The organism is Bacillus sp. FSL R5-0286, from assembly GCF_038593245.1.
Lineage (GTDB): Bacteria > Bacillota > Bacilli > Bacillales > Bacillaceae > Bacillus > Bacillus altitudinis.
The window spans coordinates 3,428,840-3,451,328 of sequence record NZ_CP151977.1 but is presented as its reverse complement, the minus strand read 5'-3'; the positions used below and the strand labels follow the sequence as shown (position 1 = coordinate 3,451,328).

Here is a 22,489-nt window from a genome sequence, read left to right as displayed (position 1 = left end):
AATATATTTTAGATCGACAAAACAATCTAGTCATTTTGTCGATCTATCTCTATTATTTTAATTCAACTTTATAGCCAATATAAACGTTAGGATAAAAAGTGTATGTTCCAGGCTGATTAAATGTTAATGCAGATATTTTGAAGGCATACTTTTGTTTAACTGGATTCCATGATCCATTAGGGTAATAAGATGGGTAATTTCTGAAATTAGGGTATTTTGTGTCAATCCAGGTCATACTAGAATTTGGACGTATACTTCGTTTCAATGTATATAGACTTAGTGAATTTTGACCGCTGTCAGGACCATCAGTTCTAACTTCTGTTATGTAACTATTATCTGGAATTGAACTGTCATTTGATAGGTCGAAATATTGTAGCGAGCTAGTTTTATTAAATGAGGTAATAGAAGCTTGATTAAGAGTAATTCTTTTTTCCATAACTGGTGAATACAAAACAGGCATTCCTACAGTAACATTTAATTCATATGGAAATTGATTTTTATCATCATCAGAAGGATTAATGTAAATTAAATAATCTCCTTCTAAATCCGTAGGAAATTCAATTTGAGCTGTTCCTTCTTCATTGATTGTACTTTTTCCTATTCCTTTACTTTGTGAAATGACTTCACTCTTAGGATTAGTTATTTTGACATCAAATGTTTTAGAAGAACGAAGGGTTAGTTTTTCTGCCTTATTTATACCAAGGTAGACTTTATAAATTCGATGATCGTCTGTATTTATAATAGTTGTTTTAGCTTCATCCGGAATGCTAAAAGCATTACTTCTTTTTAATTCAATTGGGGCATTTGGTTCTTCTGCCGCCAGTGCATTAAAGGATATAGAGCTTAATAACATAGTGATCACTAATCCATATAAAAATTTCTTCATTTTTTAACAACTCCCTTTTGATTACTAATATGTATATCGGTATCTATTATTATAAATTAACATTAATTTCAATAACTTCTTTTTAATTATAATAGTTACATATTTTTGGGAAGGGAAATTGCGATGAAATCCAAAAAAATTTGAAAAGAACATAAGAAAGCAATGGAAATATTACTGAACTGTTTAACTGAGACGACAAATGATCCTGCTATTTTGAGTTATCGAAGGGCCATTGATTTTTATTCAAATCAGTTAGATCGATTGTGGAAATGATTTATATAGAAATGGAGGGGCAATCTAATGGAAGAATCCCCTCCTTTGTTATGACATTTTATATGTGATAGTCCTTTATGACATAAGAAAGAAGGAAAATGTATTGTCATTCATCACCACGTATTACCCGCTGTTTATGCTTTGTATGTTGTCTCTGTTGTATATGATATATCGTATACAGCCAATGGCCTCTACTGTGAAAAAAATCATCATTGTGCTATGTGTGTTAACAAATGCTGCCTATATTTGCTGGCGTCTCTTCTTTACATTGCCGCATGAAGGTACTTTTAATGTTGTCATGGGCATTTTGCTTGTTGTCTGTGAATGCATTGGGTTTATCCAGTTGCTTGTGTTTTATACACTTGTTTGGAAGCCTTCAAATCGGAAACAAGTCATGATCAGTGATCTTGAAAGGCTGCCAACAGTTGATATTTTCATAGCTACATATAATGAACCAATTGAGGTGCTGAAACGCACTGTTGCAGGTTGTTTGAATCTCTCTTATCCGAAGGAAAGCGTTCAAATTTATTTATGTGATGATGGCAATAGGGAAGCAGTAGAGCAGCTTGCTTCTGAGTTTGGTGTTCATTATCTGACAAGAACAGATAACAGATTTGCTAAGGCAGGTAATTTAAATCATGCGATGTCTCAAACGGATGGAGAGCTGATTCTCACACTTGATGCAGATATGGTCCCTCTTCCTTCATTTTTAGAAAAAACAGTGCCTTATTTTCATGATGGAGCAACTGCGTTTGTTCAAGTTCCACAGGCGTTTTATAACGAAGATCCTTTCCAATATAATATGTTCTCGAAAGATCGAATTCCAAATGAGCAGGACTTCTTCATGCAAACTCTCCAAGCTGGTAAGGATCGGTTTAATGCCGTCATGTATGTTGGGAGTAATACGGTATTTAGAAGAACGGCATTAGATGAAATTGGCGGATTTGCTACTGGAGTGATTACAGAAGACATGGCAACAGGAATGCTTCTCCAAGGGAAATTCAAATCTGTGTCTGTCGGAGAAGTATTAGCCGTCGGTCTGGCACCTGAAAGCTGGCTTGATCTGTTAAAGCAAAGAGATCGGTGGTCGAGAGGGAACATTCAGTGTGCCCGTAAGTTTAATCCTTTGAAGGTGCGCGGCTTAACGCTTATGCAGCGTGTTCTTTATTTAGATGGCATTGTGTATTGGTTTAACGGTTTGTTTAAAATGATTTATATTCTCACACCGATTTTGTTTTTATTGTTTGGTATTCAAAGTTTCTGGGCAGATTTCCAGTCCGTTTTCATGTTTTGGCTGCCGGCGTTCTTTAGTTCCTATTTAGCATTTAAACTTGTGTCGAATCAAAAGAGAAGTATGTTTTGGAGTCATATTTATGAAAGTTCTATGGCATTCCACTTAGCTGGTGTGGCACTCAGTGAACTGTTCTTGAAAAAACGTGTTGAATTTCTGGTGACACCGAAGGGAATTCAAACGGACAAAAGACATTTTCATTTGAAAACGATGATTCCCCATCTGATCTTCTTGCTGCTCTCATTGCTTGCCCTTGTGAAAATAGGTTACGATGTGAAGGTAAATGGGACGATGAACGCTGATCTCCTGTTGATTAATATTTTTTGGGTGCTTTATAACGGTGCAGGCTTATTCATGGCACTGCTTGTGGCGTTTGATCGACCGCGTTATCGGAAATCAGAGCGGTTTGTCATTGAAAAAGAGGGGCATCTTCGTTCTGATCATCAAGATCAGTCGATTGCTTGTTTTCTACTAGATATGAGTGATTCAGGTGCGCGTCTGTCCATTCCATTGGACCAAGCGTCTTCTCTTTATCAAGGACAAACGCAATTGTTTTTTTCAGAGAATGAAAGCGTGTCGTGTGACGTGGTTTGGAGCTATCCAGAGGGAGACCAGCTGATGGTTGGTGTTGCTTTTACTGACACACAAAAATCAGAGTATTTATCACTGATCCGTTTCTTATTCACACGAGAGCATGTAGCGATGACGGATCGTGAGAAAAAATCGTATGCCGTTCGGACGTTTCTCCGCTTTTTAAGAGAAACGGAGAAGGTACCAAAGGCTCTGCGTCGCAAATGGATGAGAAGGCCATTGCAAGGTGTGACAGGTACGATCGCCTATGAGGACCGACTAGAAGAGAAGGTGCCGGTGATCATACATGATATCAGTTTATCTGGGTGCAAAATTGAGTTTGAAGATTCAATTGAATTAAATGGGAAAGTGCTGATCACCATTGACACAGAGTCTCTAACAGATCAGCCGGCGATTGCGGTTTGGACATCACAAAAACGCAGACGTACAATGGCCGGACTCAAGTTTGTTCAGCCTGAAATCAAGCAGATAGAAGAAAGAGAGGGAGTGGTTTCTTGAAATCTAAAAATGGCGGTTACCTCTATTTACTATGGCTTCCTGTCATCATAGGAGCCGGCTACGGCATTTCGCTTTTCGTGCCGTTTCTTCAGCCTGTACTGACGCTTGGTATCGCAGGGCTTTATATTTTTATGTTTGGTGATTTTCAGGTGAGGCAAGTCAGGTACATTTTTATGTTCGTCTTCTTGATCAATGTCCTTTTTAGCGTGATGCTATTTTTGGATATTTAAAAAAGTGCTTCCCGCAGGTGGGGAGCACTTTTTGGTTATTCAGCCATTTTTTCAAGGTTGCCGTTACGATCCATTTTAAAGGTTGGTGCGGCACTGTCGTCCTCTTCAAACAAAACTAGTTTTCTTGCACGGTTCATGATTTTGACGAGTGTTTCATAATCTTCTTGAATCGTGAGCTGATCCTTTTCAAGCTTTTTCACTTCAGCTTCTAGCTGCGACACTTTATGTGAAAGTTCATTGTTTTCTTGTTTTAACCGGCTGTTTTCCATGCGTAAGGCAGATGATTGCTGTCCATTGCCTTCATAGCGGCGTAAGAAATCAATGATATCTTCAATGGTTAGCTCTTGGCGCTGCCCAAATGGATTGGCTTCTGGCTTTTTCTCTGTCACTTGAGAAGCCTGTGACAATAAATGTGATAAACTAGCTAACTCTTCATTGTAGCTTTGATCCACAAATTGAAGCTGTTCGGCTGTTTCGGCTGCAGGTGCAAACGTTTCTTCTTGCGCAGGTTCCAGTTCTTGAGAGAACTCTTCCTGTGTGATCGTTTCTTCAACTTGCGGCTGATAGAGCAAACGTTTTTTCGCAGGCTGCCCATTGCCGAGTGCACGCATGCGTTGTTTACGCTGTTTTTTGGCAAGTGCCAATGCTTTTTCATATTGATGCCTCACGACAGCATTCCATCTAAATCCGCATGCCGCTGAGGTACGGTTTAGCTTGTCTCCCACTTCTTCAAATGCGTTCAGCTGTGTACTGCCCTCTCTGACGTGACGTAAGACGGTTTCTGCCAGAAGGAGATCATTTTCCTCTGACCAAGCATCTTGTCTTTGTTTTGACATGTGTTTAAACCCCCATAAGATTTGATGGTATTAGATTAGCCAAGTTGAAGAAGGTTTATACAAGTTTGCTAAAAGGATAGTGGAAAATACTAGCTTTTATGTGAATACGTCTCTGTGCTGACAAAGCTTCTTGCAACTCCAGTCGCTTCGATGTACAATGTTGGGTGGTATATTATTCACTCTTAGTTGTCCAACTGTTTCATATAGAATGAAGTTTCATCATTGAAAGGAAGCGTAAGAACATGGCTAATGAGTTTCGCGTATGTGACGATTGTGATGCGACGAACCTAAAAACGTTATTGCCTCGACTTAAATCGGTTGACCCTGATGCAAAAATTGAGATTGGCTGTCAATCGTATTGCGGTCCAGGACGAAAAAAGGCTTTTGCGTTTGTGAACAATCGCCCATTATCCGCACCAACAGAAGATGAGTTACTCGAAAAGGTTCAAAAAAAAGTCAAATAAATGTCACTGAATGTGTTCAGTCGACCTAAAAAGAGGTCCGTCCCTGTCAGGTCGGGCTTTTTACGTCCGTTCAATCTATGAGAACACATTCGCCAGCAAATTCAAGGATGTTTTCGGGAAAAGTTACCCGATATAATAGAAACACGTCTTAAAAAAAGAGGGACGAAACGATGGCGTATCCAAAAGGGAAATTATCCGAAGAAAAGGTATTTAAAGATCCTGTGCACCGCTATGTTCACGTACGGGATGCATTGATATGGGATTTAATCGGAACGAGAGAGTTCCAGCGCCTTAGACGAATTAAACAGCTAGGCACCACTTATTTAACGTTTCATGGGGCAGAACACAGCCGATTTAATCATTCACTCGGTGTATACGAGATTGTCAGACGAATTGTGGATGATGTGTTTAAAGGAAGACCCGAATGGGATGAAGGGGAGCGTGAGCTTGTACTGAGTGCCGCCCTGCTTCATGACCTTGGACATGGTCCGTTTTCTCATTCCTTTGAAAAGGTCTTTCATTTAGATCATGAATCGTTTACAAGAGATATCATTTTAGGGCAGACGGAAGTAAATGAAGTGCTGCGACGGGTTAGTGACGATTTTCCAAAGCATGTAGCAGAAGTCATTGCCAAAACGTATCAAAACAAACAGGTGGTCAGTTTGATTTCAAGTCAAATTGATGCCGACCGTATGGATTACTTGCAGCGTGATGCTTACTATACAGGCGTCAGCTATGGTCACTTTGATATGGAACGTATTTTACGCGTGATGCGTCCAAGAGAAGATCAGATTGTGATGAAACAGAGCGGGATGCATGCCGTAGAGGATTATATTATGAGCCGCTATCAAATGTACTGGCAAGTCTATTTCCATCCAGTGACCCGCAGTGCGGAAGTCATTTTAACGAAAATTCTCCATCGTGCAAAAGAGCTGCATGAAACGGGCTACATTTTTACACATGCCCCTGTTCATTTTTATTCAATTTTTGAAGGAAATGTCACCACAGAGGACTATATTAAGCTAGATGAATCCATTGTTTTATTTTATTTTCAGGCGTGGGAAGATGAAGAAGATCACGTGCTGGCTGATTTGTGCCGCCGTTTTATGAACCGCCGTTTATTCCAATATACAGAGTTTAATCCAAATGAAGAAATGACGAAATATTTCAAGCTGACGGCTTTGTTCAAAGAAGCAGGAATTGATCCTGACTATTATTTAGTGGTCGACTCTTCCTCTGATTTGCCTTATGACTTCTATAGACCGGGCGAAGAAGAAGAACGGCTGCCGATCCATCTCTTGACGCAAAGTGGTCATATTAAAGAACTGTCGAGACAGTCAGATATTGTTGACGCCATTTCCGGTAAACGAAGAACCGATCATAAACTTTATTTCCCGATGGACTTAATTGTAGATATGTCGGAAAAAGCTGAAGAAAAGAAGGCGATCATGAAGCTGCTTGGATTGGGATAAGGAATTACTGAAAAAGGAGATGTCGGGAATTTGTTGAAAGAGCATGCAAAGTTGATGAAGGTGTTCTCTGAATCTGGGGAAATCGTTGGACGGAAGAAACTGCAAAAAATGATTTACATAGCAAAAAAGCTAGATTTGCCTTTTTACGAGAAATACGATTTTCATTTTTATGGCCCTTATTCAGAGGAGTTGACGCTCAGAATTGAAGAGCTGTGCAACCTTGGATTCTTGGACGAAATGAAGGAAAAAAAGGGCGGATACTATCAATATCGCTATTCGCTGACGGACAATGGGAAAGAGTTTCTCGATCAGTGTGAAGTGGACATGCCTGACCTCAAAGTGCTGACGCAGCAGATGAATGAGCAATCGTCTCGTTTTCTAGAGCTTGTCTCAACGATTTTATACTTTGATGATCTGCCAAAAGATGAGGTAAAGGAAAAGGTCTTCACCATTAAAAGCAAGCAGCGCTATACGGACGAAGAATTTGAGGCAGCCCTTGCGTATATTGATCAGTTGAAGGAATTGAACTAACGATAAGAACCAGTATGTAATAGCCAATGGCTAGAACAGACTGGTTTTTATTTTGCACGCATATAGAAACAGAAACAAGTCGACCTCATGGATCGACTTGTTTTTTAGGAATGATGATAAGAAAATCTTGCTAAAAATTGTTTTGTCCGTTCTTCCTTCGTCTGTTCAAAGACTTCTACTGGGGTGCCTGATTCAACAATGACCCCATCCTCCATGAAAATCACCCTGTCGGCAATATCATAGGCAAAGCTCATCTCGTGGGTGACGATGATCATGGTGACCCCGGTTTGTGCCACTTGTTTAATGACGTCAAGTGTTTCACCTACAAGCTCGGGATCTAAAGCGGAGGTCGGCTCATCAAACAAAATGACTTCCGGATTCAATGCAAGTGCTCTTGCAATGCCTACTCGCTGCTGCTGTCCGCCAGATAATTGATGGGGATAGGTATCTTTTTTCTCTAGTAACCCTACTTTTTTGAGCAATTGGAGTGCTGTGTCATAGGCTTGGTCTTTCGGTTGTTTACGGGCAATGACTAAGCCTTCCATGACATTCTCAAGTGCTGTCTTATGAATAAACAGGTCGTATTGCTGAAAGACCATGGCTGTTTTTCGGCGAATTGCTAGAATGTCTTTCGGTTTTGCTTGATTGAATGTGACACTGGTGTGATCAATGCTGATCTCGCCTTGATCCGCACGCTCAAGAAAATTTAAGCATCTGAGAAATGTTGATTTCCCAGAGCCGCTCGGACCTAAAATGACAACGACTTCGCCTTTTTCTACCGTTAAATCAATTCCCTTTAGAATCTGGTTTTGACCGAATGCTTTATGCACTTGTTTGATGTGAATCATGCCAATCGTCTCCTTTTGTTTTTGTGTCCATATTTCTCATATCCGGCTGTAATGGCTTCAATAGAGGCACACAGCGCCCAGTAAATAAGGGCAACAGCAATGTATGCTTCAAGATAACGATAGTTCACATTGGCTTTGATTAAAGCGCCGTTTAAAATATCGACCACAGATACCATAGAGACGAGAGAAGAGGCTTTGATTAAACTGATAAGCATGTTGTTCAGTAAAGGAAGAGAGATGGGAAAGACTTGTGGAATGATCACTCTTCGCAACACCTGTCTGCCTGTGAAACCAACGGATAGAGCGGCATCAAATTGGCCCTTTGGGATGGACGCAAGAGAGCTTCGAAATATCTCTGATAACCCGCTGACGGCATATAAAGAAAGGGCGAAAATGGCAATCCATCGTCTATCTAAATCGCTAAAACGGATTGGCAGCGAAAGAGATGCAGCCAATTGATCGAGCGAATCGGAAAAAATAAGATAAGATACGAGCAAGATTAATACAACAGGAATGGCTTTAAAAATCGCCACAAACCATTTGAACAATGGAGACAATATAGGCACTTGATAAAAACGAATAAGGGCAATGCCAAAGCCAAACACGGAGCCGAATAATAGCGGGAGAAAACCTAATAGCAGCGTCGTTGGCAAATAATGAAGTGCGGCTAGAAAGGCCTGAAACATAAAAGCAACGTCAAAATCCACTCAGATCGCTCCTTTCTTATGATGTAGTAAAGTCTCCGCCCAATATTTTTTTAGACAATTCAGCGAGCTTGCCGTTATCGATCAGTTTTTGCAGGGCTTGATCAATGTCTTTTTGAAGTTTTGTATTGTTTTTTTGATATAGATAATACGTTTTAGATACGTTTACAGGCTTTCCGGATGTCACAAGATTGGCATTGAACTGTTTGTTTAGCTTATTGACGTCATACTTTGTGAGTAAGGCAGCATCGACCGTGCCATTCTGCAGGTTTTTGACTAAAATTTCGTTCCCGCCATCTCCGTAGACAATGTCAATTTTCCGATCATGCTTTGCGTTATATTGCTCTAAAAGATAAGCGAAATTACTTCCTGTAGAGGTGTGCACTTTGTGTCCAGCTAAATCGTCCAGGCTTTGAAAGTCATGACCGGATGCTTTATTCACCACCACATAGCTTGTATAATCTGTGTAGCCAACTTTTCCAAATAGATATTTCTTCTGACGCTCGTCATTGATTTCATATTGGTGGGCAGCGAGATCAACTTTACCGGCATCTAAAGCAGGCAGAATATTTTTAAACTCAAAGGATTCATATTTAAACTTATATTGTGGAAGCAGCTGATCCACTTCATCTAATACAGCCTTCTCGTAGCCTGTTAATTTGCCGTTTTCATCTAAGTAAACGAAAGGCTGATAGGCGTTCCCTGTCCCAATGACGATTTCTTTTGCATCTGGGTCATTATTGTTTGCTTCTGCTTTGACTTCATCCGATTGCTCATTATTTCCGCAGGCGGCAAGCAGCAATGAACCAAGTAGAAGCAGACCGATGATGTAATGATTTCTGAATATTCTGTTGTTTTTCATGTAAATTCCTCCCCAGTTTATTTTGCACGTTTTTCTACAGTGAAGGCCGCTTCGGCTCTTTTTAAGGGAAGCAATGCCGTCTGTCGCTGTTTTTTTGTTTTCGGTGTATTGATCCGTTTTTCCAATAGGTCAAATGATTTTTCTAACACCATACTTAAAATGATAAATATAACGGCAGCAATAAAGTATCCTTCTAATACGCGATAGTATAAAGCCCCTAATGTTTGAACCTTTCCGATCATGTCCATCACACCTAATGTAAAGGCGAGGGAGGTATTTTGTAATAAGTTGACAATGGCCACGCCGATATTAGGAAGGGCGATTCTCCCTGCTTGAGGAATAAGCGTTCTTCTATAAATCTGCCATTTCGTCAGTCCAATCGAGGCGGCCGCTTCATATTGAGATGCTGGGACACTCGATAGGGCAGATCGGAATATTTCTGAAAAATACCCAGCTGTATTGAGTCCATATGTAATATACAGAAAGATCAATTTGTTCCACATGGAGATATCAAGCCCAATTGTTGCAAGCACACCAGGCAGGCCATAAAACACAATAAACATTTGCACAAGGATAGGTGTTCCACGAATAAATGAGACATAAATTGCACTGAGCTGATGCAGGATGGGAATACGCTCAATTCGGAAATAAGCAAGAATGAATCCAAGAAAACTGCCAATCAAAGTGGCAAATAAAACGATCAGTAAGGTTGTTGGAAGGGCTGACAATACTTTAGGGAAGAGTGTGACGACATACTCCCATTTGAAAAACTCCCCCATGTTGAATCACCTCCTATGTTGAAGTCGTTTGGACTTTTTCTTCTGAGGGCGGTGCGCCTAATATGGCGGCATCAAACCGTTCAGGGATGAGGACTTTATACATTAATACACCTAAGTCGCCATTATCGGCTTCACGTTCAATATATGCTGTATAGCCTTTTCGTTCGTACATCTCTAGAAGCCAGGGGTGCTTTCGGCCAGAAGTGCCCAGTGTGTATGCTGGTGCTTTAAATGTCTGCCGGAGCAAGGTGTTTTCTACATAATCGAGCAGCTTATTTCCGATCCCTTGACCGGCTAAATCAGGAGCTGTGGCAAACCACCAAACAAATGGATAGCCTGAGACCGGTTGAGTACTCTCCCACGGAAAACGTATGGTGATGGTTGATATGAGCCGCCCGTCTCGTTCTAACACAACAGCAACGGATTGTTTGATGTTTTCTGTGACCATTTCAAGTGTGGCGTTCGTGGATGGCCAATCAATGCCCATTTCTCCAAGCGGTTTAAATGCACTGGACAGCAATTCTAGAAAAGCCGGTGCATCTTCTTCGGTAGCGATGCGAAAAATATCTCGACTCATGACAAACCTCCAATCAAAAGGGTAGTGTGTAATGTCAGCTCAACGCTTTTCGTAAAGTATCGATATCTGGATTCAGCAATGCTTGATACACGTGGGTATCACGGCTGATTTCTACTACTGGCACATAACGGACGCCGTATTTTTCTTCTAAAATATTTCTGTAATGATCATGCTCTGTTACATCAATGGTTGAATAAGTAATGTGCTGTTCGTTGAAATAGGACTGAATGTCCTGACAATAGCTGCATCCATTTTTGCTCCATAAAATGATTTTTTGTTTATTTGACATTAGACGCTCACCTCTTGGTTTATTTGGTTTTTGGCTGTTAGTTCATGATCAAATGCTTCTTTTAATAATGTGATAGACGCTATTCTTGCCTCAATGTCTACAATCGGAGATAGCACAATGAACTCGTTGATATCATATGTCTCGGCTAGTTCAGTCAGCCGGCGATGAACGGTTTCTTTTGTGCCAGCGGTATAACCGGTTTTTTGAACGTGAATGTTGTAGTGTTCTTTTTTTGTTCCTTTCACCAGCTTTTCTGCATCTTCTAGTGACGTCACATTAAGCTTTCTTCCATCGGAAAAGGAGACCTTTACTGTTTCCTTTTGCTTGATGTACGAGAGGGCTTGTTTGTGGTCTTCCGCTACAGATACGGTGATGGCGAGAAGAAATTGCTGGTGCGTGTTCTGTGTCTTGAATTTTTGAAAAGTCTCTCTTGCTTCTTTTAATAATGCGTCATCCCCGTTAATAAAATAGGCAAACACAAAGGATATCCCAAGTTTTGCTGCAAATTCCGCGCTCTCAATACTGCCGCCTAGAAGGAACATGTCGGGTGATACGCTAGGAATTGGCTGAGCATTTAATTCATTTGCTTGTTCAGTTAGATACGTTTTGAGATCCACTAATTTTTGAGAAAAGTCTTTCCGTGACGCTTGATAATCTTCCTGAAGCGCTTGTGTTGAGAGGTTCAACCCTCCCGGTGCTTTCCCAACGCCTAAATCGACTCTGCCAGGCGCTAGAGATGCCAGTACATGAAATGTTTCAGCCACCTTAAACGGGCTGTAATGCTGAAGCATGACACCGCCAGACCCAATTCGCAAATGGTTCGTTTTTGCTAAAAGATAACCAGCGAGGGCTTCAGGGGATGAACCTGCCACTTGAGAATTATTGTGATGTTCAGACACCCAAAACCTGTGATAACCAAGCTGATCTGCTGCTTCAGCCAATCTGACAGTATGCTGAATACCCGTCTCTGCTTTCTCGTTTTCACTGACGAGGCTTTGATCAAGAATACTAAGGGTGAGCGACATTGGCTGTTCCTCCTATTAGACTTTGATATTGAGATAGTGCGAGGTTTAATCTGTCTGTGGCATCTGGATCAAGCACATAGCTATTTGAATCCTGCTTTGTGACCTGTTGATCCACAACATACACGCCAGATTGAACGACGGTTGCACCGAGTTGATGAATGATCGGTTTAAGTGCATATTCAATGACGAGCAAATGCCCGTATGTTCCTCCTAAAACACAAGGAAGGACGGGTTTATCTTGTAATGCTTTCTGGGGAAGTAGATCTAAAAAAGTTTTTAAAATACCGGAAAAAGACGCTTTGTAGACAGGTGTTAACACAATGACACCGTCGCTCTCATTCACAAGCTCAATGGCTTTCACAATGTCCTCGTTTGAAAAATCTGCTCCTATTAAGGCGCTGCTAGGAAGCTGGTGGACTTGAATGACATGAACATCAATCCCATGGAACGCCAAACGATGATGGATCTGCTGCAGGACACCGGTTAACCGAGATTGGACAGAATGCCCGCCTGCTATAATCGTTACTTTTGCCAATTCGTCTCCTCCATTTCTGATAATTCCTTCTAAACAACTTGGAATAGTTGATAATATAAATTATAATAAGGCAAACCAATAGAAAAGTATAATTAGTAATCATAAATACACGATTCAGATATTTAAAATACAGGGAGAAGAGGGGTTTTCATGGAGATTCGAGCGATACGCACCTTTGCCACGATCGTGAAATACGGAAATTTTTTAAAAGCAGCAGAAGCGCTGAATTATTCTCAGCCAACCATCACTTTGCACATCAAACATTTAGAAGAGGAAATTGGAGAGAAGCTTCTAGAAAGAGGGAAGACCTTAAAGTTAACAGCATCAGGACAGCTTTTTTATGAAAGAGCCAATTCTTTACTCAATGAATATGAGAAATTGACGAAAACACTCCAAGATTTAGAAGTGGGCATTGCGGGGTTCATTCGCATCGGTGTTTCTGAGCCCACTGCCAGCTTAGAATTTCCTGCCCTTATTGCAGAATTCAAGGAAAGGTTTCCGAATGTAGAATTTTCTGTGCAAGTAGCGGATGCGAATACGTTGAGTTCCTTACTTTCGCATGATGAGATTGATTTTGCGATTTGCGGAGCACCAGAAGCTTCGATGGAGAATAGCTATAAGCCTCTTTTTCAAGATGATATCGTGCTGCTCGTCCCGTCTTCCCATCGATTAGCGGAAAAAGGGGTAGTGGAGGTGACAGATTTAAAGGATGAGACCATTTTATTCACGCCACACAATTGCCCCATCCGTATTCAAATCGAACAACAAATCGTCGATGTCATTGGGACCAATTACAATAAGTTAGAGATTACGAGCAGCATGTCCCATAAACATTATGTTCAAGCTGGATTAGGTGTCTCTCTTTTTACACGAACTGCTCATTCCTTTACTCTTCCAGGCACTAAGGTATTAGAAATAAAGGGCATTCATGTTTCCCCGCCAGTTGGTCTATTGAGGAAAACAAATGATTCGCCAGGAAGAGCCGTACTTCAATTCATTGATCTCATCGAAAATCGACTGCATCAACCAACATGAAAAGAGGGGTAGCCTTTGAGCTAACCCCTCTTTTCATGTTTATTTCACTGTTTGTTTGAGAAACTGATTCTTCTTGATAGGCAGACCCAAATTTTCACGAAGGGTATGAGCTGGATAATTCGGGTCGTAATATCCTCTTTCTACTAATATCGGGATGACATGCTCCGTCCATTCAGATAAACCGCTTGCTAGAATAGGCGAGCCAAAAATAAATCCATCTGCGGCATCTTCTTCGATCCATTGGATCAGCTGGTCTGCCACTTGTTCATAAGTACCGAAAAAAGCACTTTTGGGAGTGGTTACTCGTAGAGCGACTTCTCTTAAGGTCAAGCTTTGTTCTTTCGCCATTTTTTTAATCGATTCAGTTGTGGATTGAAAGCTGTTTGAACCGGCATCACCGATATCAGGAAATGGCTCATCAAGTGGAAATTGACTGAAGTCCAAGTGATCAAAGAACCTGCCCAGGTAATGAAGGGCTTCTTCAATAGAGACCAGATGTTGAATGGCTTCATATTTTTCTTCTGCTTCTTCGACTGTTCGCCCTGTAATCGGGTGGATACCGGGGAAAATTTTGATGTCAGATGGATTTCTGCCCAGCGCTGCGGCTCTATTTTTCACATCGCGGTAATATGCTTTCGCTTTCTCAAGTGAGTCTGCATTCGTAAATACTGCGTCCGCTTCTTTTGCGGCTAGATCCTTTCCTGCCTCTGACGCACCTGCCTGGAAAATCACCGGTTGCCCTTGTTCAGATCGTTCGATATTCAAAGGACCTTTGACAGAAAAGTGTTTGCCATGATGGTTTAATGTGTGCAGTTTATCCCGATCGAAGAAAACCCCTGTTGATCGATCCCTTAAAAAAGCATCTTCTTCCCATGAGCTCCAAAGGCCGTTCACTACTTTTAGGTATTCTTCTGCAATTTCATACCGAAGTGAATGGCTAGGATGCGGACGAATGATGTGGTTTTCAGCAGAGCCTTCAAGTGGAGAAGTCACAACATTCCATCCGGCCCGCCCTTTACTTAATTTATCTAGGGATGCAAATTGCCGAGCAATGGTAAAGGGCTCACTGTAGGAAGTGGATACAGTGCCCACAAGTCCAATCTGTTTGGTGACCGCAGCAAGAGCGGATAAGATGGTTAATGGTTCAAATCGGTTCAAGAAATGAGGAATTGAATGTTCATGAATATATAAGCCATCTGCGACAAAGACAAAACGGAAACCCGCTGCTTCTGCCTTTTTTGTCATTGCTTGATAATAATCAATGTTCACACTTGCATCTGCTGGAACGGATTCATCCTTCCATGCATTCATATGACCTCCTGGACCATGTAACATCAATCCAAATTGTATGTGCTTTTTTTCAGACATGTGGATCGTCCCTTCTGTTTTGAAATAGCATTGTTTTTATGTTCTTCATCATAAGGGAGAATCGCAAAGAAGTATAATTCGTATCAGTAAAGTCTGAATTTATCTTTTCTAATATCAATTTTTGCTTCTTTATATGGTGTGGCTGGGTCTATAATAGCACTTTAGAAAAAGATGGATGTTTACTAAGCGAATGTCCCAGATCAAAAGTTCTGCTTTTTGATAAAATGTGTGTCAAAATATCCGAAAAATTAGTGAAAATGACATGTTTCGACTTCCTTCCTGTATATCCAATTCCCTGTTTTTGGCTGAATAGAAGGAAAATGGTGAATTTTCAGTGAATATATAACCTTGTGAAAAACAAAGGAGGGATAGGAATGAAAAAGCGTTCAGTCTTTTTGTCATTTTTATTGGTAGGTAGTTTGTTACCGGGGGTAAGTTCAGCTTCTGCACCAGTTACGAGTGCAGGTCATGGGCATGATCATGGTCATGCACCGTTCGAAACACATATTAGTGAAGGGTTGCCAAAGGCAAACGATTTTAAAGATTTGACGAAGGCACCTCCTATTGAAAGAGATGTGACAACAAAAATTTTAGACGAGTCTGGTAAACAGGTAGGGTCTAGAACCTTTAAAGCAAATACAGGAGATTCGATTTCAACAAAAGCTAGTACAGGCAGTCAGAAAGTGACCGTCTATGCAGTAGCTGATGCGCAGTATCGTGCGAAATATAGTGATTGGCAGACGCGCATTGTCAGCATCATTGAGCAAGCGGATGTGACATTTAACCGTGATCATGATGTGGACTTTGTCGTACAAGCCGTAGGATCTTGGACGTCTTCAGGATCAAATGCATCACAAATTTTGTCTAACCTTCAGCGCAGCTTTGATGGCAGAGGATACGATTTTGTCACAGGATTTACAGCAAATCCAAACTTTGATGCTGGCGGAATCGCTTATGTCTACAATAGTGCACCAAGCGGAAGTGCATTCGCCGTTAACCTTGACCAAGGAACAGCGAATACAGCAAAAGCGGCTACGCATGAATACGGCCATAACTTTGGCTTACCGCACGACCCTCAAGGAAGCGGCATTGTCTGCTTAATGAATTATGATTATTCCTACACTGTCGATTTCTTCGATGCGGCTCATAAAAATCAGGTGAACCGTAATAAAGCTTGGTACAGATAAGGTAAGAGAAAAAAGGACAAACACCGAAAAAGTGTTTGTCCTTTTTATATGCTTACAGGTCGCTCATTCGCTTTCCTGCTACAGCATAATGTTCTTTTTTCATTTCTTCAATAATGACAGAGACTTTCTCTGCACCTGCGCCTGTTGTTTCAACAACGGCATCTGTGACTTTCTCCACAAGAGCTCTTTTCTGCTCATCTGTTCTTCCTGCAAGCATTTGAACGGTGATAATCGGCATGATGGCAACCTCCTTTTTCCTGTAGTGCTACGCTTCCCTTTAGTTTAAGGGACTTCTTATAGTATACTGAATGAAGTAAATCATTGTATAGAAAGAAAGAGGGATTCATGCCTTTGGACCAATTTCTTGTTTATCCATTAGAACTGATTCCATATGTCGCCATTACGCTTGTTGTGGCTTTTACGATGCACGAGCTGGCGCATGCATATGTTGCGTATCGTTTTGGAGATCCGACAGCTAAAAATCAAGGGAGACTGACGCTCAATCCATTGAAGCACCTTGATATTTTCGGGACGATCTTGATCTTTGTGGCTGGGTTTGGCTGGGCGAGGCCTGTACCTGTGAATCGGTACCATTTCAAAAACCCGCGCTTAGCAGGAATCTGCGTCTCGATTGCAGGCCCATTAAGTAACTTGGTGTTGGCGTTTCTAGGCTTCTTTGTGTATGTGCTTCTTCAGAAATTTGGCGGGGAGTCGCTCATGCGCTTTGAGCCGGGGGTCGATTATTTCTTCCGAATCTTTATTAACTTGAACGTCATTTTGTTCTTGTTTAACTTATTGCCAATTCCACCGCTGGATGGGTATCGTATTATTGAGGACGTCGTCAGCCCCCGTATCCGGGCAAAAATGACGCAATTTGAACAATATGGGATTATCATTTTTCTGATATTTGTGATTACGCCGCTAGGACAATTTATTTTTGGTCCGTTGATCGAAATGCGGGATCAAATCATTCAATGGTTTGGACTTATTTTGAAGCCGCTGCTTTAGGAGGTTTAATGAATGGAAGGTAAAAAGAAGAAACCAATTGGTTTTAATATCATTAAAAAAACAGATGCAACGGATGGACATGGAGGCTTTGGTGCAGGTGCCCTCAGCCTTGATAATATCTCGCCGGTGATCATTGATGTGGAGGAAAAGGAAGCCGTCATTGATATTGGTGCGATGCATGCAAGAAGTGCCGTCGAAAAAGGAATTAAATTTTTAAAAACCAAAGAAGAGGTACCTAACGGAAAACCGTATTGGCTCGTATGGGTGACGATTGACCGCAGAGAAGAAGGGCCATATTATGCAGGAGTCACAGCTTGTGAAATGACAGTTGACCGCTCGATCCGCAGAGGATATAAGTCGCTTCCTGAGCATGTGAATTTAATGGATAAATCCATGAAGCGTAAAATCGTTGTCAGTCATATGGATGATGGTTCGAAAAAGGTGCTCGCTGATTTCTTGAAGAGTCACAATGAAGCGTTATGGGAAGCATCTACAGATGAATTAAAAGAAGGATTGGCTGTTCCTGAGTAATTGTGAAATTTTTGTGAAGAATGATGAATGGATACCAATTCCAGTCGTTTTTTCAGTAAACTGGTGTTAAAGCTAGGACATGGAGAATCCCGAGATGCAGATCTCGGGGTTTTTCATGTCCATTTTTAACGTTTCAGCCACTTTTCCCACCATTTCTTAGGCTGTTGATCTTGAGCTTTGTCTTGCTCAGAAGCTTTGTTCTCGGCACCATAGCAGACACTGGTCGGCTCCGTTCCTTCTATAAAATACGTGAATACCTTTGATTCGCATCCTGGGCCTGCGAGATCACCGGTTTTTGGATTGATATATACGCCTTTTACACCGTCTGGCGGCATGAAGGAGGAGGCTGGCTGGTTTGAGAGGGCTGATTCCATAAAGGAAGCCCATATCTTTTTCGCATAGGCGGTTTCTTTGACCGAGTCAATGGTGCGTCCTTTATCATAGCCGGTCCACACACCTGTGACGAGCTGGGGAGAGAAGCCGATCATCCAGCTGTCAGCACCTGTCGTCCCCGATTTCCCTCCATACGTTCTGGTAAGATCTTTTGAAATGGTACGACCTGTGACACTTGTATAGCCATTTAATTGATGATTGAACATCCCTGACATCATGTCAGTGGTGACAAATGCTGCTTTTTCATCTAGTACTTGCTCTCGTTTTTGTTTCTCCTCAAATAGTACGTTGCCCTTTGCGTCCGTTACTTTCGTAATAAAGGTTGGCTTGACGCGTTTTCCTCCATTGACCAGCATCGCATAAGCATTGGTCATTTCAATTGGTTTGACAGGTGAAGTACCTAGCGCAAGTGAAGGCACTTGATCTAGTTTTTCGTGAATCCCAAACGTTTTGCCTGCACGTACAAGCTGTTCCATTCCTAAAAATAGATGGGTTTTGACCGCATAAATGTTATCAGATAGAGCCAAAGCCTGAAGCATCGTAATGCCGTCATTGGCATAATAGCCGTGATAGTTGCTTGGTGAATAAGCGGCGCCGCTTCCTTGCTCATCGAGTTCAAAAACGGTTTCTTCACTGCGCATCACGGTTGCTGGTGTAAACCCATTTTGCAAAGCCATGTAATAGAGAAGCGGTTTCATTGTTGAACCCGGCTGTCTTTTCGCTTGTGTGACCCGATTGAATGGGCTTTTCTCGTAATCTCTTCCCCCGATGAGGGCAAGGACATGACCTGTCTGGGGATGAATGGCGGTAAAACCAATTTGGATACCTGATTCAGAATCCATGATGTTGGTTAAAGTCTTTTCAGCGATTTTTTGTAATTCAGGTTGTAAGGTCGTTTCGATATGAAGACCATACGTTTCAATTTGTTCCTCGGTTAAGCCCAGTGTTTGTTTCAGTTCGCGAATCACATCATCATAAAAATACGGGGCCTGCTTTGCTTGCAGCTGCTTTTGTTTGAGCGGGCGATAGGACAGCTTTTCCTTGCTGGCATCAGCAGCTGCTTTTTTCGTGATCATGCCATCCTCTTGCATTTGCCTCAGAATCATATTCTTTCTTGCGCTGGCTTTCTCCTCATTCACATAAGGGGAGTAGAGAGAAGGCCCCTTTGGAATACCGGCAAGCAAGGCAGACTCAGCTAAAGTTAAATTCTTCGCTTTTTTTCCAAAGTAAAGGCGGGATGCCGCTTCCACACCGTATGCGCCGTGGCCATAATAAATGGTGTTCAAGTATCCTTCCAATATCTCATCTTTTGTATAGTTTTGTTCTAAGCGGATGGTGTAAAAGGCTTCATTCCACTTCCGCTTCCATGTTTTATCATGATCTAAATATAAATTTCGTGCGTATTGCTGGGTGATCGTGCTGGCGCCTTGTACTTTTGCCATTGCACGAATATCTGCCACCGCAGCACCTGCCATTCGTTTCACATCAAAGCCGTGATGCTGATAAAAGGTTTTATCCTCAACCGCGACCACTGCCTGCTGTATATGAGGGGACATGTCCTTTAACGGAACCCAGTATCTCTTTTCTCCAAAGCTCGATTCGCCAAGTTTAGACCCATCGGCTGCATAAATGGTCGTGGATTGGGGAACTTGAACAGAGGGAGCGCCTTGCCACTTAGCTAGTAAAAGAATCGTCAAAAAGACTGTGCCAGCAAATAGAAAAGCGAGCAAGCCGATAAAAAAACAGGCCCGAATCGTTTTCACGGTCATGCGGATTTTTTTATTACTCATGATTGTGTCCATGCAAAGCCCCCATTTTGACGGTTTTTTATCAGTATGGGACAAAGAAAACCGTTTTAAACAGGCGACTGCAAGGGTGTGCTTTAAAAATGAAGTTATCTCATGCGGTTCTTTACAATTTGATATGAATCCACTATACTTTTTTCTTGGACAATCGATATAGTCATAGCCGATAAAAGGCGCTAACAATAGATGTTTGTTTATTATTGGATGAGAGGAAGATGAACAATGAGCGAACTTTGGTATACAGAGAAGCAAACGAAGAATTTTGGCATTACATTGAAGGTGAACAAAACCCTTCACACAGAACAAACAGATTTTCAGCATTTAGAAATGGTGGAAACAGAAGAGTTTGGTAATATGCTGTTTTTAGACGGTATGGTGATGACATCAGAGAAAGATGAGTTTGTATACCACGAAATGGTGGCACATGTTCCTCTTTTCACTCATCCAAACCCGGAAAATGTTCTTGTCGTAGGCGGAGGAGACGGTGGTGTCATTCGTGAAATCCTGAAGCATCCAAGTGTGAAAAAAGCGACACTTGTTGATATTGATGGCAAGGTCATTGAATACTCGAAAAAGTTCCTTCCTTCAATTGCTGGGAAACTAGACGATCCTCGTGTAGAGGTGAAAGTCGGAGACGGCTTTATGCACATTGCGGAAGCCGAAAACGAATATGACGTGATCATGGTTGACTCAACTGAGCCAGTTGGACCAGCTGTGAACCTGTTCTCTAAAGGTTTCTATGCAGGAATCTCAAAAGCACTCAAAGAAGACGGTATTTTCGTTGCACAGACGGACAACCCTTGGTTCACACCTGAGTTAATTACAAATGTACAGCGTGATGTAAAAGAAATTTTCCCGATTACCAAGTTATATACAGCGAATATCCCAACATATCCAAGCGGTCTTTGGACATTTACTATCGGTTCTAAGAAGTATGATCCACTTGCTGTAGAAGACAGCCGCTTCTTTGATATCGATACGAAATATTACACAAAAGAATTGCACAAAGCGGCATTCGTTCTGCCGAAATTTGTGAGCGACTTAATCAAATAAATCAAGCGAAGTGGAAATGCGCAAATGACCGTTTGCGCATTTTTTGAAGCGTAAAAGGAGGAATCTTGTATGAGATTCGACGAGGCTTACTCAGGAAAAGTGTTTATTGGAAGTCATCCGACATGGGAAGATGCGAAAGTCATTTTATACGGGATGCCGATGGATTGGACCGTCAGTTACCGTCCCGGCTCACGTTTTGGCCCGAACCGTATTCGTGAAGTATCCATTGGATTAGAGGAATACAGCCCTTATTTAGATCGTGAACTGCACGAGGTGCCATTCTTTGATGCTGGCGACATCCCGCTTCCATTTGGCAATGCACAGAAAAGCTTAGATTTAATTGAAGAGTATGTCGACAGCATTTTAGAAAAAGGGAAGTTTCCATTAGGAATGGGCGGCGAGCATCTTGTGTCTTGGCCAGTTTTCCGTGCGATGTATAAGAAATACCCTGATTTGGCCATCATCCATATGGACGCACATACAGATCTTCGTGAGGAATATGAGGGTGAGCCGCTTTCACATTCGACACCGATTCGTAAAGTTGCAGGACTTATTGGACCTGAAAATGTATACTCTTTCGGCATCCGTTCAGGGATGAAAGAAGAATTTGAATGGGCAAAAGAAGCAGGCATGCACATTTCTAAATTTGAAGTACTTGAGCCATTGAAACAAGTATTGCCAAAGCTAAAAGGACGTCCAGTGTATGTGACGATTGACATTGATGTACTTGACCCAGCTCATGCACCTGGTACAGGAACGGTAGATGCTGGCGGTATTACGTCAAAAGAACTGCTGGCATCCATTCATGCCATTGCTGGTTCTGATGTGCATGTCGTCGGTGCAGATCTTGTAGAGGTAGCGCCTGTATATGATCATTCCGATCAAACGGCGAATACAGCAAGCAAACTTTTACGTGAAATGCTGCTTGGTTTTGTGAAATAACATTGATAGAGGAGCTTGTCATCTCATATGGACAAGCTCTTTTTTTACATTGGTGACATGATAAAGGAGGCAGGTCGTGTTTTCTTCTGTATTGATGGTATTACTCGCTTTATGTGTGTTAGCGGCAGGCTTTCTTACGCTGAAAAGAGAGCTTGCAGCGAGTCCGCCCACGTTCACCTCGAAAAAAGAGGCAAAGGATGAGATGGTTCATCTGTTTCAGGATCGAGGCTTTTTCTATCTCACTGGCATAGCGCTGTTGATGCTATTTGTTTATAAGCAAGGGCATCTTCTCCCATTTGATTTCTTTCAGGCATTTTTGGCAAGTTCAGGTATCCAAGCACTGTTTTATCTCATTAATCGAAAAAGCGCAGGGCTCAAGACTGGACTCGTGATAGGCGTGAGCTTCATTTTTCTTTTTTTCTAAAGAGACATGTGAAGATCAAAAAGGGGGTATCATCCACACGAAGATGAGAAAT

At 41.7% G+C, this 22,489-nt stretch carries 25 protein-coding genes; 12 read left to right on the top strand and 13 right to left on the bottom strand.

All coding sequences use genetic code 11. The annotated features are described in order from the left end of the window. Nucleotides 1-52: 52 nt before the first annotated feature. On the bottom strand, nucleotides 53-886 hold the full coding sequence (locus NST24_RS17850; RefSeq protein WP_100324660.1) for a hypothetical protein: 834 nt from the start codon (nucleotides 884-886) through the stop codon (nucleotides 53-55). Nucleotides 887-1,262: 376 nt separating this feature from the next. Between NST24_RS17850 and NST24_RS17845 the strand changes: the two genes are divergently transcribed. Together NST24_RS17845 and NST24_RS17840 are read left to right on the top strand one after the other, a co-directional pair. Continuing rightward, nucleotides 1,263-3,539 carry a glycosyltransferase gene (locus NST24_RS17845; protein WP_342462068.1) on the top strand — a complete coding sequence of 759 codons (2,277 nt, stop codon included), beginning with the start codon at nucleotides 1,263-1,265 and terminating at the stop codon, nucleotides 3,537-3,539. Next, entirely contained in the window at nucleotides 3,536-3,769 is a 234-nt protein-coding gene (locus NST24_RS17840; RefSeq protein ID WP_035702387.1) for a DUF5970 family protein, read from the top strand. Before NST24_RS17845 ends, NST24_RS17840 begins: the two co-directional genes overlap by 4 nt. Nucleotides 3,770-3,804: 35 nt before the next feature. Here NST24_RS17840 and NST24_RS17835 read toward each other — a convergent pair whose 3' ends face one another. Then, nucleotides 3,805-4,605 carry an RsfA family transcriptional regulator gene (locus NST24_RS17835; RefSeq protein WP_024719449.1) on the bottom strand — a complete coding sequence of 267 codons (801 nt, stop codon included), beginning with the start codon at nucleotides 4,603-4,605 and terminating at the stop codon, nucleotides 3,805-3,807. A gap of 242 nt (nucleotides 4,606-4,847) precedes the next feature. Here NST24_RS17835 and NST24_RS17830 point away from each other — a divergent pair, with 242 nt between their 5' ends. The 3 genes from NST24_RS17830 (at nucleotide 4,848) to NST24_RS17820 (ending at nucleotide 7,072) form a co-directional block, all read left to right on the top strand. Continuing rightward, nucleotides 4,848-5,069: a DUF1450 domain-containing protein gene (locus tag NST24_RS17830; protein WP_003215259.1), complete on the top strand. Its 222-nt coding sequence runs from the start codon at nucleotides 4,848-4,850 to the stop codon at nucleotides 5,067-5,069. A 170-nt stretch (nucleotides 5,070-5,239) separates the two neighbouring features. Further along, complete coding sequence (locus NST24_RS17825) at nucleotides 5,240-6,541, top strand: HD domain-containing protein (RefSeq protein ID WP_007497716.1); 1,302 nt, start codon at nucleotides 5,240-5,242, stop codon at nucleotides 6,539-6,541. 30 nt (nucleotides 6,542-6,571) lie between these two features. Further along, nucleotides 6,572-7,072: a YwgA family protein gene (locus NST24_RS17820; RefSeq protein WP_007497715.1), complete on the top strand. Its 501-nt coding sequence runs from the start codon at nucleotides 6,572-6,574 to the stop codon at nucleotides 7,070-7,072. Between the two features lie 104 nt (nucleotides 7,073-7,176). Here the strand turns inward: NST24_RS17820 and NST24_RS17815 are convergent, their stop codons facing one another. From NST24_RS17815 to ssuE, 8 genes are read right to left on the bottom strand one after another with little or no spacing between them, the layout of a single operon-like run. Further along, on the bottom strand, nucleotides 7,177-7,920 hold the full coding sequence (locus tag NST24_RS17815) for an amino acid ABC transporter ATP-binding protein (protein WP_135009576.1): 744 nt from the start codon (nucleotides 7,918-7,920) through the stop codon (nucleotides 7,177-7,179). Then, complete coding sequence (locus NST24_RS17810; protein WP_024719446.1) at nucleotides 7,917-8,627, bottom strand: ABC transporter permease subunit; 711 nt, start codon at nucleotides 8,625-8,627, stop codon at nucleotides 7,917-7,919. The genes NST24_RS17815 and NST24_RS17810 overlap by 4 nt, the downstream gene beginning before the upstream one ends. A gap of 16 nt (nucleotides 8,628-8,643) precedes the next feature. Beyond that, nucleotides 8,644-9,486, bottom strand: a complete 843-nt coding sequence (locus NST24_RS17805; protein ID WP_041091389.1) for a transporter substrate-binding domain-containing protein — start codon at nucleotides 9,484-9,486, stop codon at nucleotides 8,644-8,646. Nucleotides 9,487-9,503: 17 nt separating this feature from the next. After that, complete coding sequence (locus tag NST24_RS17800; protein WP_008343545.1) at nucleotides 9,504-10,265, bottom strand: amino acid ABC transporter permease; 762 nt, start codon at nucleotides 10,263-10,265, stop codon at nucleotides 9,504-9,506. Between the two features lie 13 nt (nucleotides 10,266-10,278). Beyond that, complete coding sequence (locus NST24_RS17795; RefSeq protein WP_008343543.1) at nucleotides 10,279-10,842, bottom strand: GNAT family N-acetyltransferase; 564 nt, start codon at nucleotides 10,840-10,842, stop codon at nucleotides 10,279-10,281. Between the two features lie 34 nt (nucleotides 10,843-10,876). Beyond that, nucleotides 10,877-11,131, bottom strand: coding sequence for a glutaredoxin family protein (locus NST24_RS17790; protein ID WP_024719443.1), 255 nt, complete (start codon nucleotides 11,129-11,131; stop codon nucleotides 10,877-10,879). Beyond that, nucleotides 11,131-12,156, bottom strand: coding sequence for an LLM class flavin-dependent oxidoreductase (locus NST24_RS17785; RefSeq protein ID WP_039165233.1), 1,026 nt, complete (start codon nucleotides 12,154-12,156; stop codon nucleotides 11,131-11,133). Before NST24_RS17785 ends, NST24_RS17790 begins: the two co-directional genes overlap by 1 nt. Next, complete coding sequence (gene ssuE, locus NST24_RS17780) at nucleotides 12,140-12,691, bottom strand: NADPH-dependent FMN reductase (RefSeq protein ID WP_342462067.1); 552 nt, start codon at nucleotides 12,689-12,691, stop codon at nucleotides 12,140-12,142. The genes NST24_RS17785 and ssuE overlap by 17 nt, the downstream gene beginning before the upstream one ends. Nucleotides 12,692-12,841: 150 nt before the next feature. Here ssuE and NST24_RS17775 point away from each other — a divergent pair, with 150 nt between their 5' ends. Then, on the top strand, nucleotides 12,842-13,726 hold the full coding sequence (locus NST24_RS17775) for a LysR family transcriptional regulator (protein ID WP_008343536.1): 885 nt from the start codon (nucleotides 12,842-12,844) through the stop codon (nucleotides 13,724-13,726). A gap of 39 nt (nucleotides 13,727-13,765) precedes the next feature. Here NST24_RS17775 and NST24_RS17770 read toward each other — a convergent pair whose 3' ends face one another. Then, nucleotides 13,766-15,094 (bottom strand): LLM class flavin-dependent oxidoreductase, encoded by a 1,329-nt coding sequence (locus NST24_RS17770; RefSeq protein WP_342462066.1) that lies wholly within the window; start codon nucleotides 15,092-15,094, stop codon nucleotides 13,766-13,768. Nucleotides 15,095-15,468: 374 nt separating this feature from the next. Here NST24_RS17770 and NST24_RS17765 point away from each other — a divergent pair, with 374 nt between their 5' ends. Further along, nucleotides 15,469-16,281 (top strand): zinc-dependent metalloprotease, encoded by an 813-nt coding sequence (locus tag NST24_RS17765; RefSeq protein ID WP_342462065.1) that lies wholly within the window; start codon nucleotides 15,469-15,471, stop codon nucleotides 16,279-16,281. A 52-nt stretch (nucleotides 16,282-16,333) separates the two neighbouring features. Here the strand turns inward: NST24_RS17765 and NST24_RS17760 are convergent, their stop codons facing one another. Further along, the gene (locus NST24_RS17760; RefSeq protein WP_342462064.1) at nucleotides 16,334-16,519 is read right to left on the bottom strand and encodes a 2-hydroxymuconate tautomerase; all 186 of its coding nucleotides are present in this window, start codon (nucleotides 16,517-16,519) and stop codon (nucleotides 16,334-16,336) included. 113 nt (nucleotides 16,520-16,632) lie between these two features. On the opposite strand from NST24_RS17760, the gene NST24_RS17755 reads away from it, so the two are divergent. Together NST24_RS17755 and NST24_RS17750 are read left to right on the top strand one after the other, a co-directional pair. Further along, on the top strand, nucleotides 16,633-17,289 hold the full coding sequence (locus NST24_RS17755; protein ID WP_342462639.1) for a site-2 protease family protein: 657 nt from the start codon (nucleotides 16,633-16,635) through the stop codon (nucleotides 17,287-17,289). A 12-nt stretch (nucleotides 17,290-17,301) separates the two neighbouring features. Further along, entirely contained in the window at nucleotides 17,302-17,820 is a 519-nt protein-coding gene (locus tag NST24_RS17750; protein WP_007497712.1) for a YwhD family protein, read from the top strand. A gap of 125 nt (nucleotides 17,821-17,945) precedes the next feature. Here NST24_RS17750 and NST24_RS17745 read toward each other — a convergent pair whose 3' ends face one another. Continuing rightward, nucleotides 17,946-20,015 (bottom strand): transglycosylase domain-containing protein, encoded by a 2,070-nt coding sequence (locus NST24_RS17745; protein WP_342462063.1) that lies wholly within the window; start codon nucleotides 20,013-20,015, stop codon nucleotides 17,946-17,948. Nucleotides 20,016-20,240: 225 nt separating this feature from the next. On the opposite strand from NST24_RS17745, the gene speE reads away from it, so the two are divergent. The 3 genes from speE (at nucleotide 20,241) to NST24_RS17730 (ending at nucleotide 22,437) form a co-directional block, all read left to right on the top strand. Continuing rightward, complete coding sequence (gene speE / locus NST24_RS17740; RefSeq protein WP_058337041.1) at nucleotides 20,241-21,071, top strand: spermidine synthase; 831 nt, start codon at nucleotides 20,241-20,243, stop codon at nucleotides 21,069-21,071. 69 nt (nucleotides 21,072-21,140) lie between these two features. After that, nucleotides 21,141-22,013, top strand: a complete 873-nt coding sequence (gene speB / locus NST24_RS17735) for an agmatinase (RefSeq protein WP_017360073.1) — start codon at nucleotides 21,141-21,143, stop codon at nucleotides 22,011-22,013. A gap of 76 nt (nucleotides 22,014-22,089) precedes the next feature. Further along, nucleotides 22,090-22,437, top strand: coding sequence for a hypothetical protein (locus NST24_RS17730; protein ID WP_144667673.1), 348 nt, complete (start codon nucleotides 22,090-22,092; stop codon nucleotides 22,435-22,437). The last annotated feature ends 52 nt before the right edge of the window (nucleotides 22,438-22,489 follow it).

Bases quoted from the DNA above. Each gene is read 5' to 3' on its own strand.
- NST24_RS17850 (WP_100324660.1), bottom strand. From the start codon at position 886: ATGAAGAAATTTTTATATGGATTAGTGATCACTATGTTATTAAGCTCT.
- NST24_RS17835 (WP_024719449.1), bottom strand. From the start codon at position 4,605: ATGTCAAAACAAAGACAAGATGCTTGGTCAGAGGAAAATGATCTCCTT.
- NST24_RS17830 (WP_003215259.1), top strand. From the start codon at position 4,848: ATGGCTAATGAGTTTCGCGTATGTGACGATTGTGATGCGACGAACCTA.
- NST24_RS17825 (WP_007497716.1), top strand. From the start codon at position 5,240: ATGGCGTATCCAAAAGGGAAATTATCCGAAGAAAAGGTATTTAAAGAT.
- NST24_RS17815 (WP_135009576.1), bottom strand. From the start codon at position 7,920: ATGATTCACATCAAACAAGTGCATAAAGCATTCGGTCAAAACCAGATT.
- NST24_RS17805 (WP_041091389.1), bottom strand. From the start codon at position 9,486: ATGAAAAACAACAGAATATTCAGAAATCATTACATCATCGGTCTGCTT.
- NST24_RS17800 (WP_008343545.1), bottom strand. From the start codon at position 10,265: ATGGGGGAGTTTTTCAAATGGGAGTATGTCGTCACACTCTTCCCTAAA.
- NST24_RS17795 (WP_008343543.1), bottom strand. From the start codon at position 10,842: ATGAGTCGAGATATTTTTCGCATCGCTACCGAAGAAGATGCACCGGCT.
- NST24_RS17790 (WP_024719443.1), bottom strand. From the start codon at position 11,131: ATGTCAAATAAACAAAAAATCATTTTATGGAGCAAAAATGGATGCAGC.
- NST24_RS17785 (WP_039165233.1), bottom strand. From the start codon at position 12,156: ATGTCGCTCACCCTTAGTATTCTTGATCAAAGCCTCGTCAGTGAAAAC.
- NST24_RS17775 (WP_008343536.1), top strand. From the start codon at position 12,842: ATGGAGATTCGAGCGATACGCACCTTTGCCACGATCGTGAAATACGGA.
- NST24_RS17770 (WP_342462066.1), bottom strand. From the start codon at position 15,094: ATGTCTGAAAAAAAGCACATACAATTTGGATTGATGTTACATGGTCCA.
- NST24_RS17765 (WP_342462065.1), top strand. From the start codon at position 15,469: ATGAAAAAGCGTTCAGTCTTTTTGTCATTTTTATTGGTAGGTAGTTTG.
- NST24_RS17760 (WP_342462064.1), bottom strand. From the start codon at position 16,519: ATGCCGATTATCACCGTTCAAATGCTTGCAGGAAGAACAGATGAGCAG.
- NST24_RS17750 (WP_007497712.1), top strand. From the start codon at position 17,302: ATGGAAGGTAAAAAGAAGAAACCAATTGGTTTTAATATCATTAAAAAA.
- NST24_RS17745 (WP_342462063.1), bottom strand. From the start codon at position 20,015: ATGGACACAATCATGAGTAATAAAAAAATCCGCATGACCGTGAAAACG.
- speE (WP_058337041.1), top strand. From the start codon at position 20,241: ATGAGCGAACTTTGGTATACAGAGAAGCAAACGAAGAATTTTGGCATT.
- speB (WP_017360073.1), top strand. From the start codon at position 21,141: ATGAGATTCGACGAGGCTTACTCAGGAAAAGTGTTTATTGGAAGTCAT.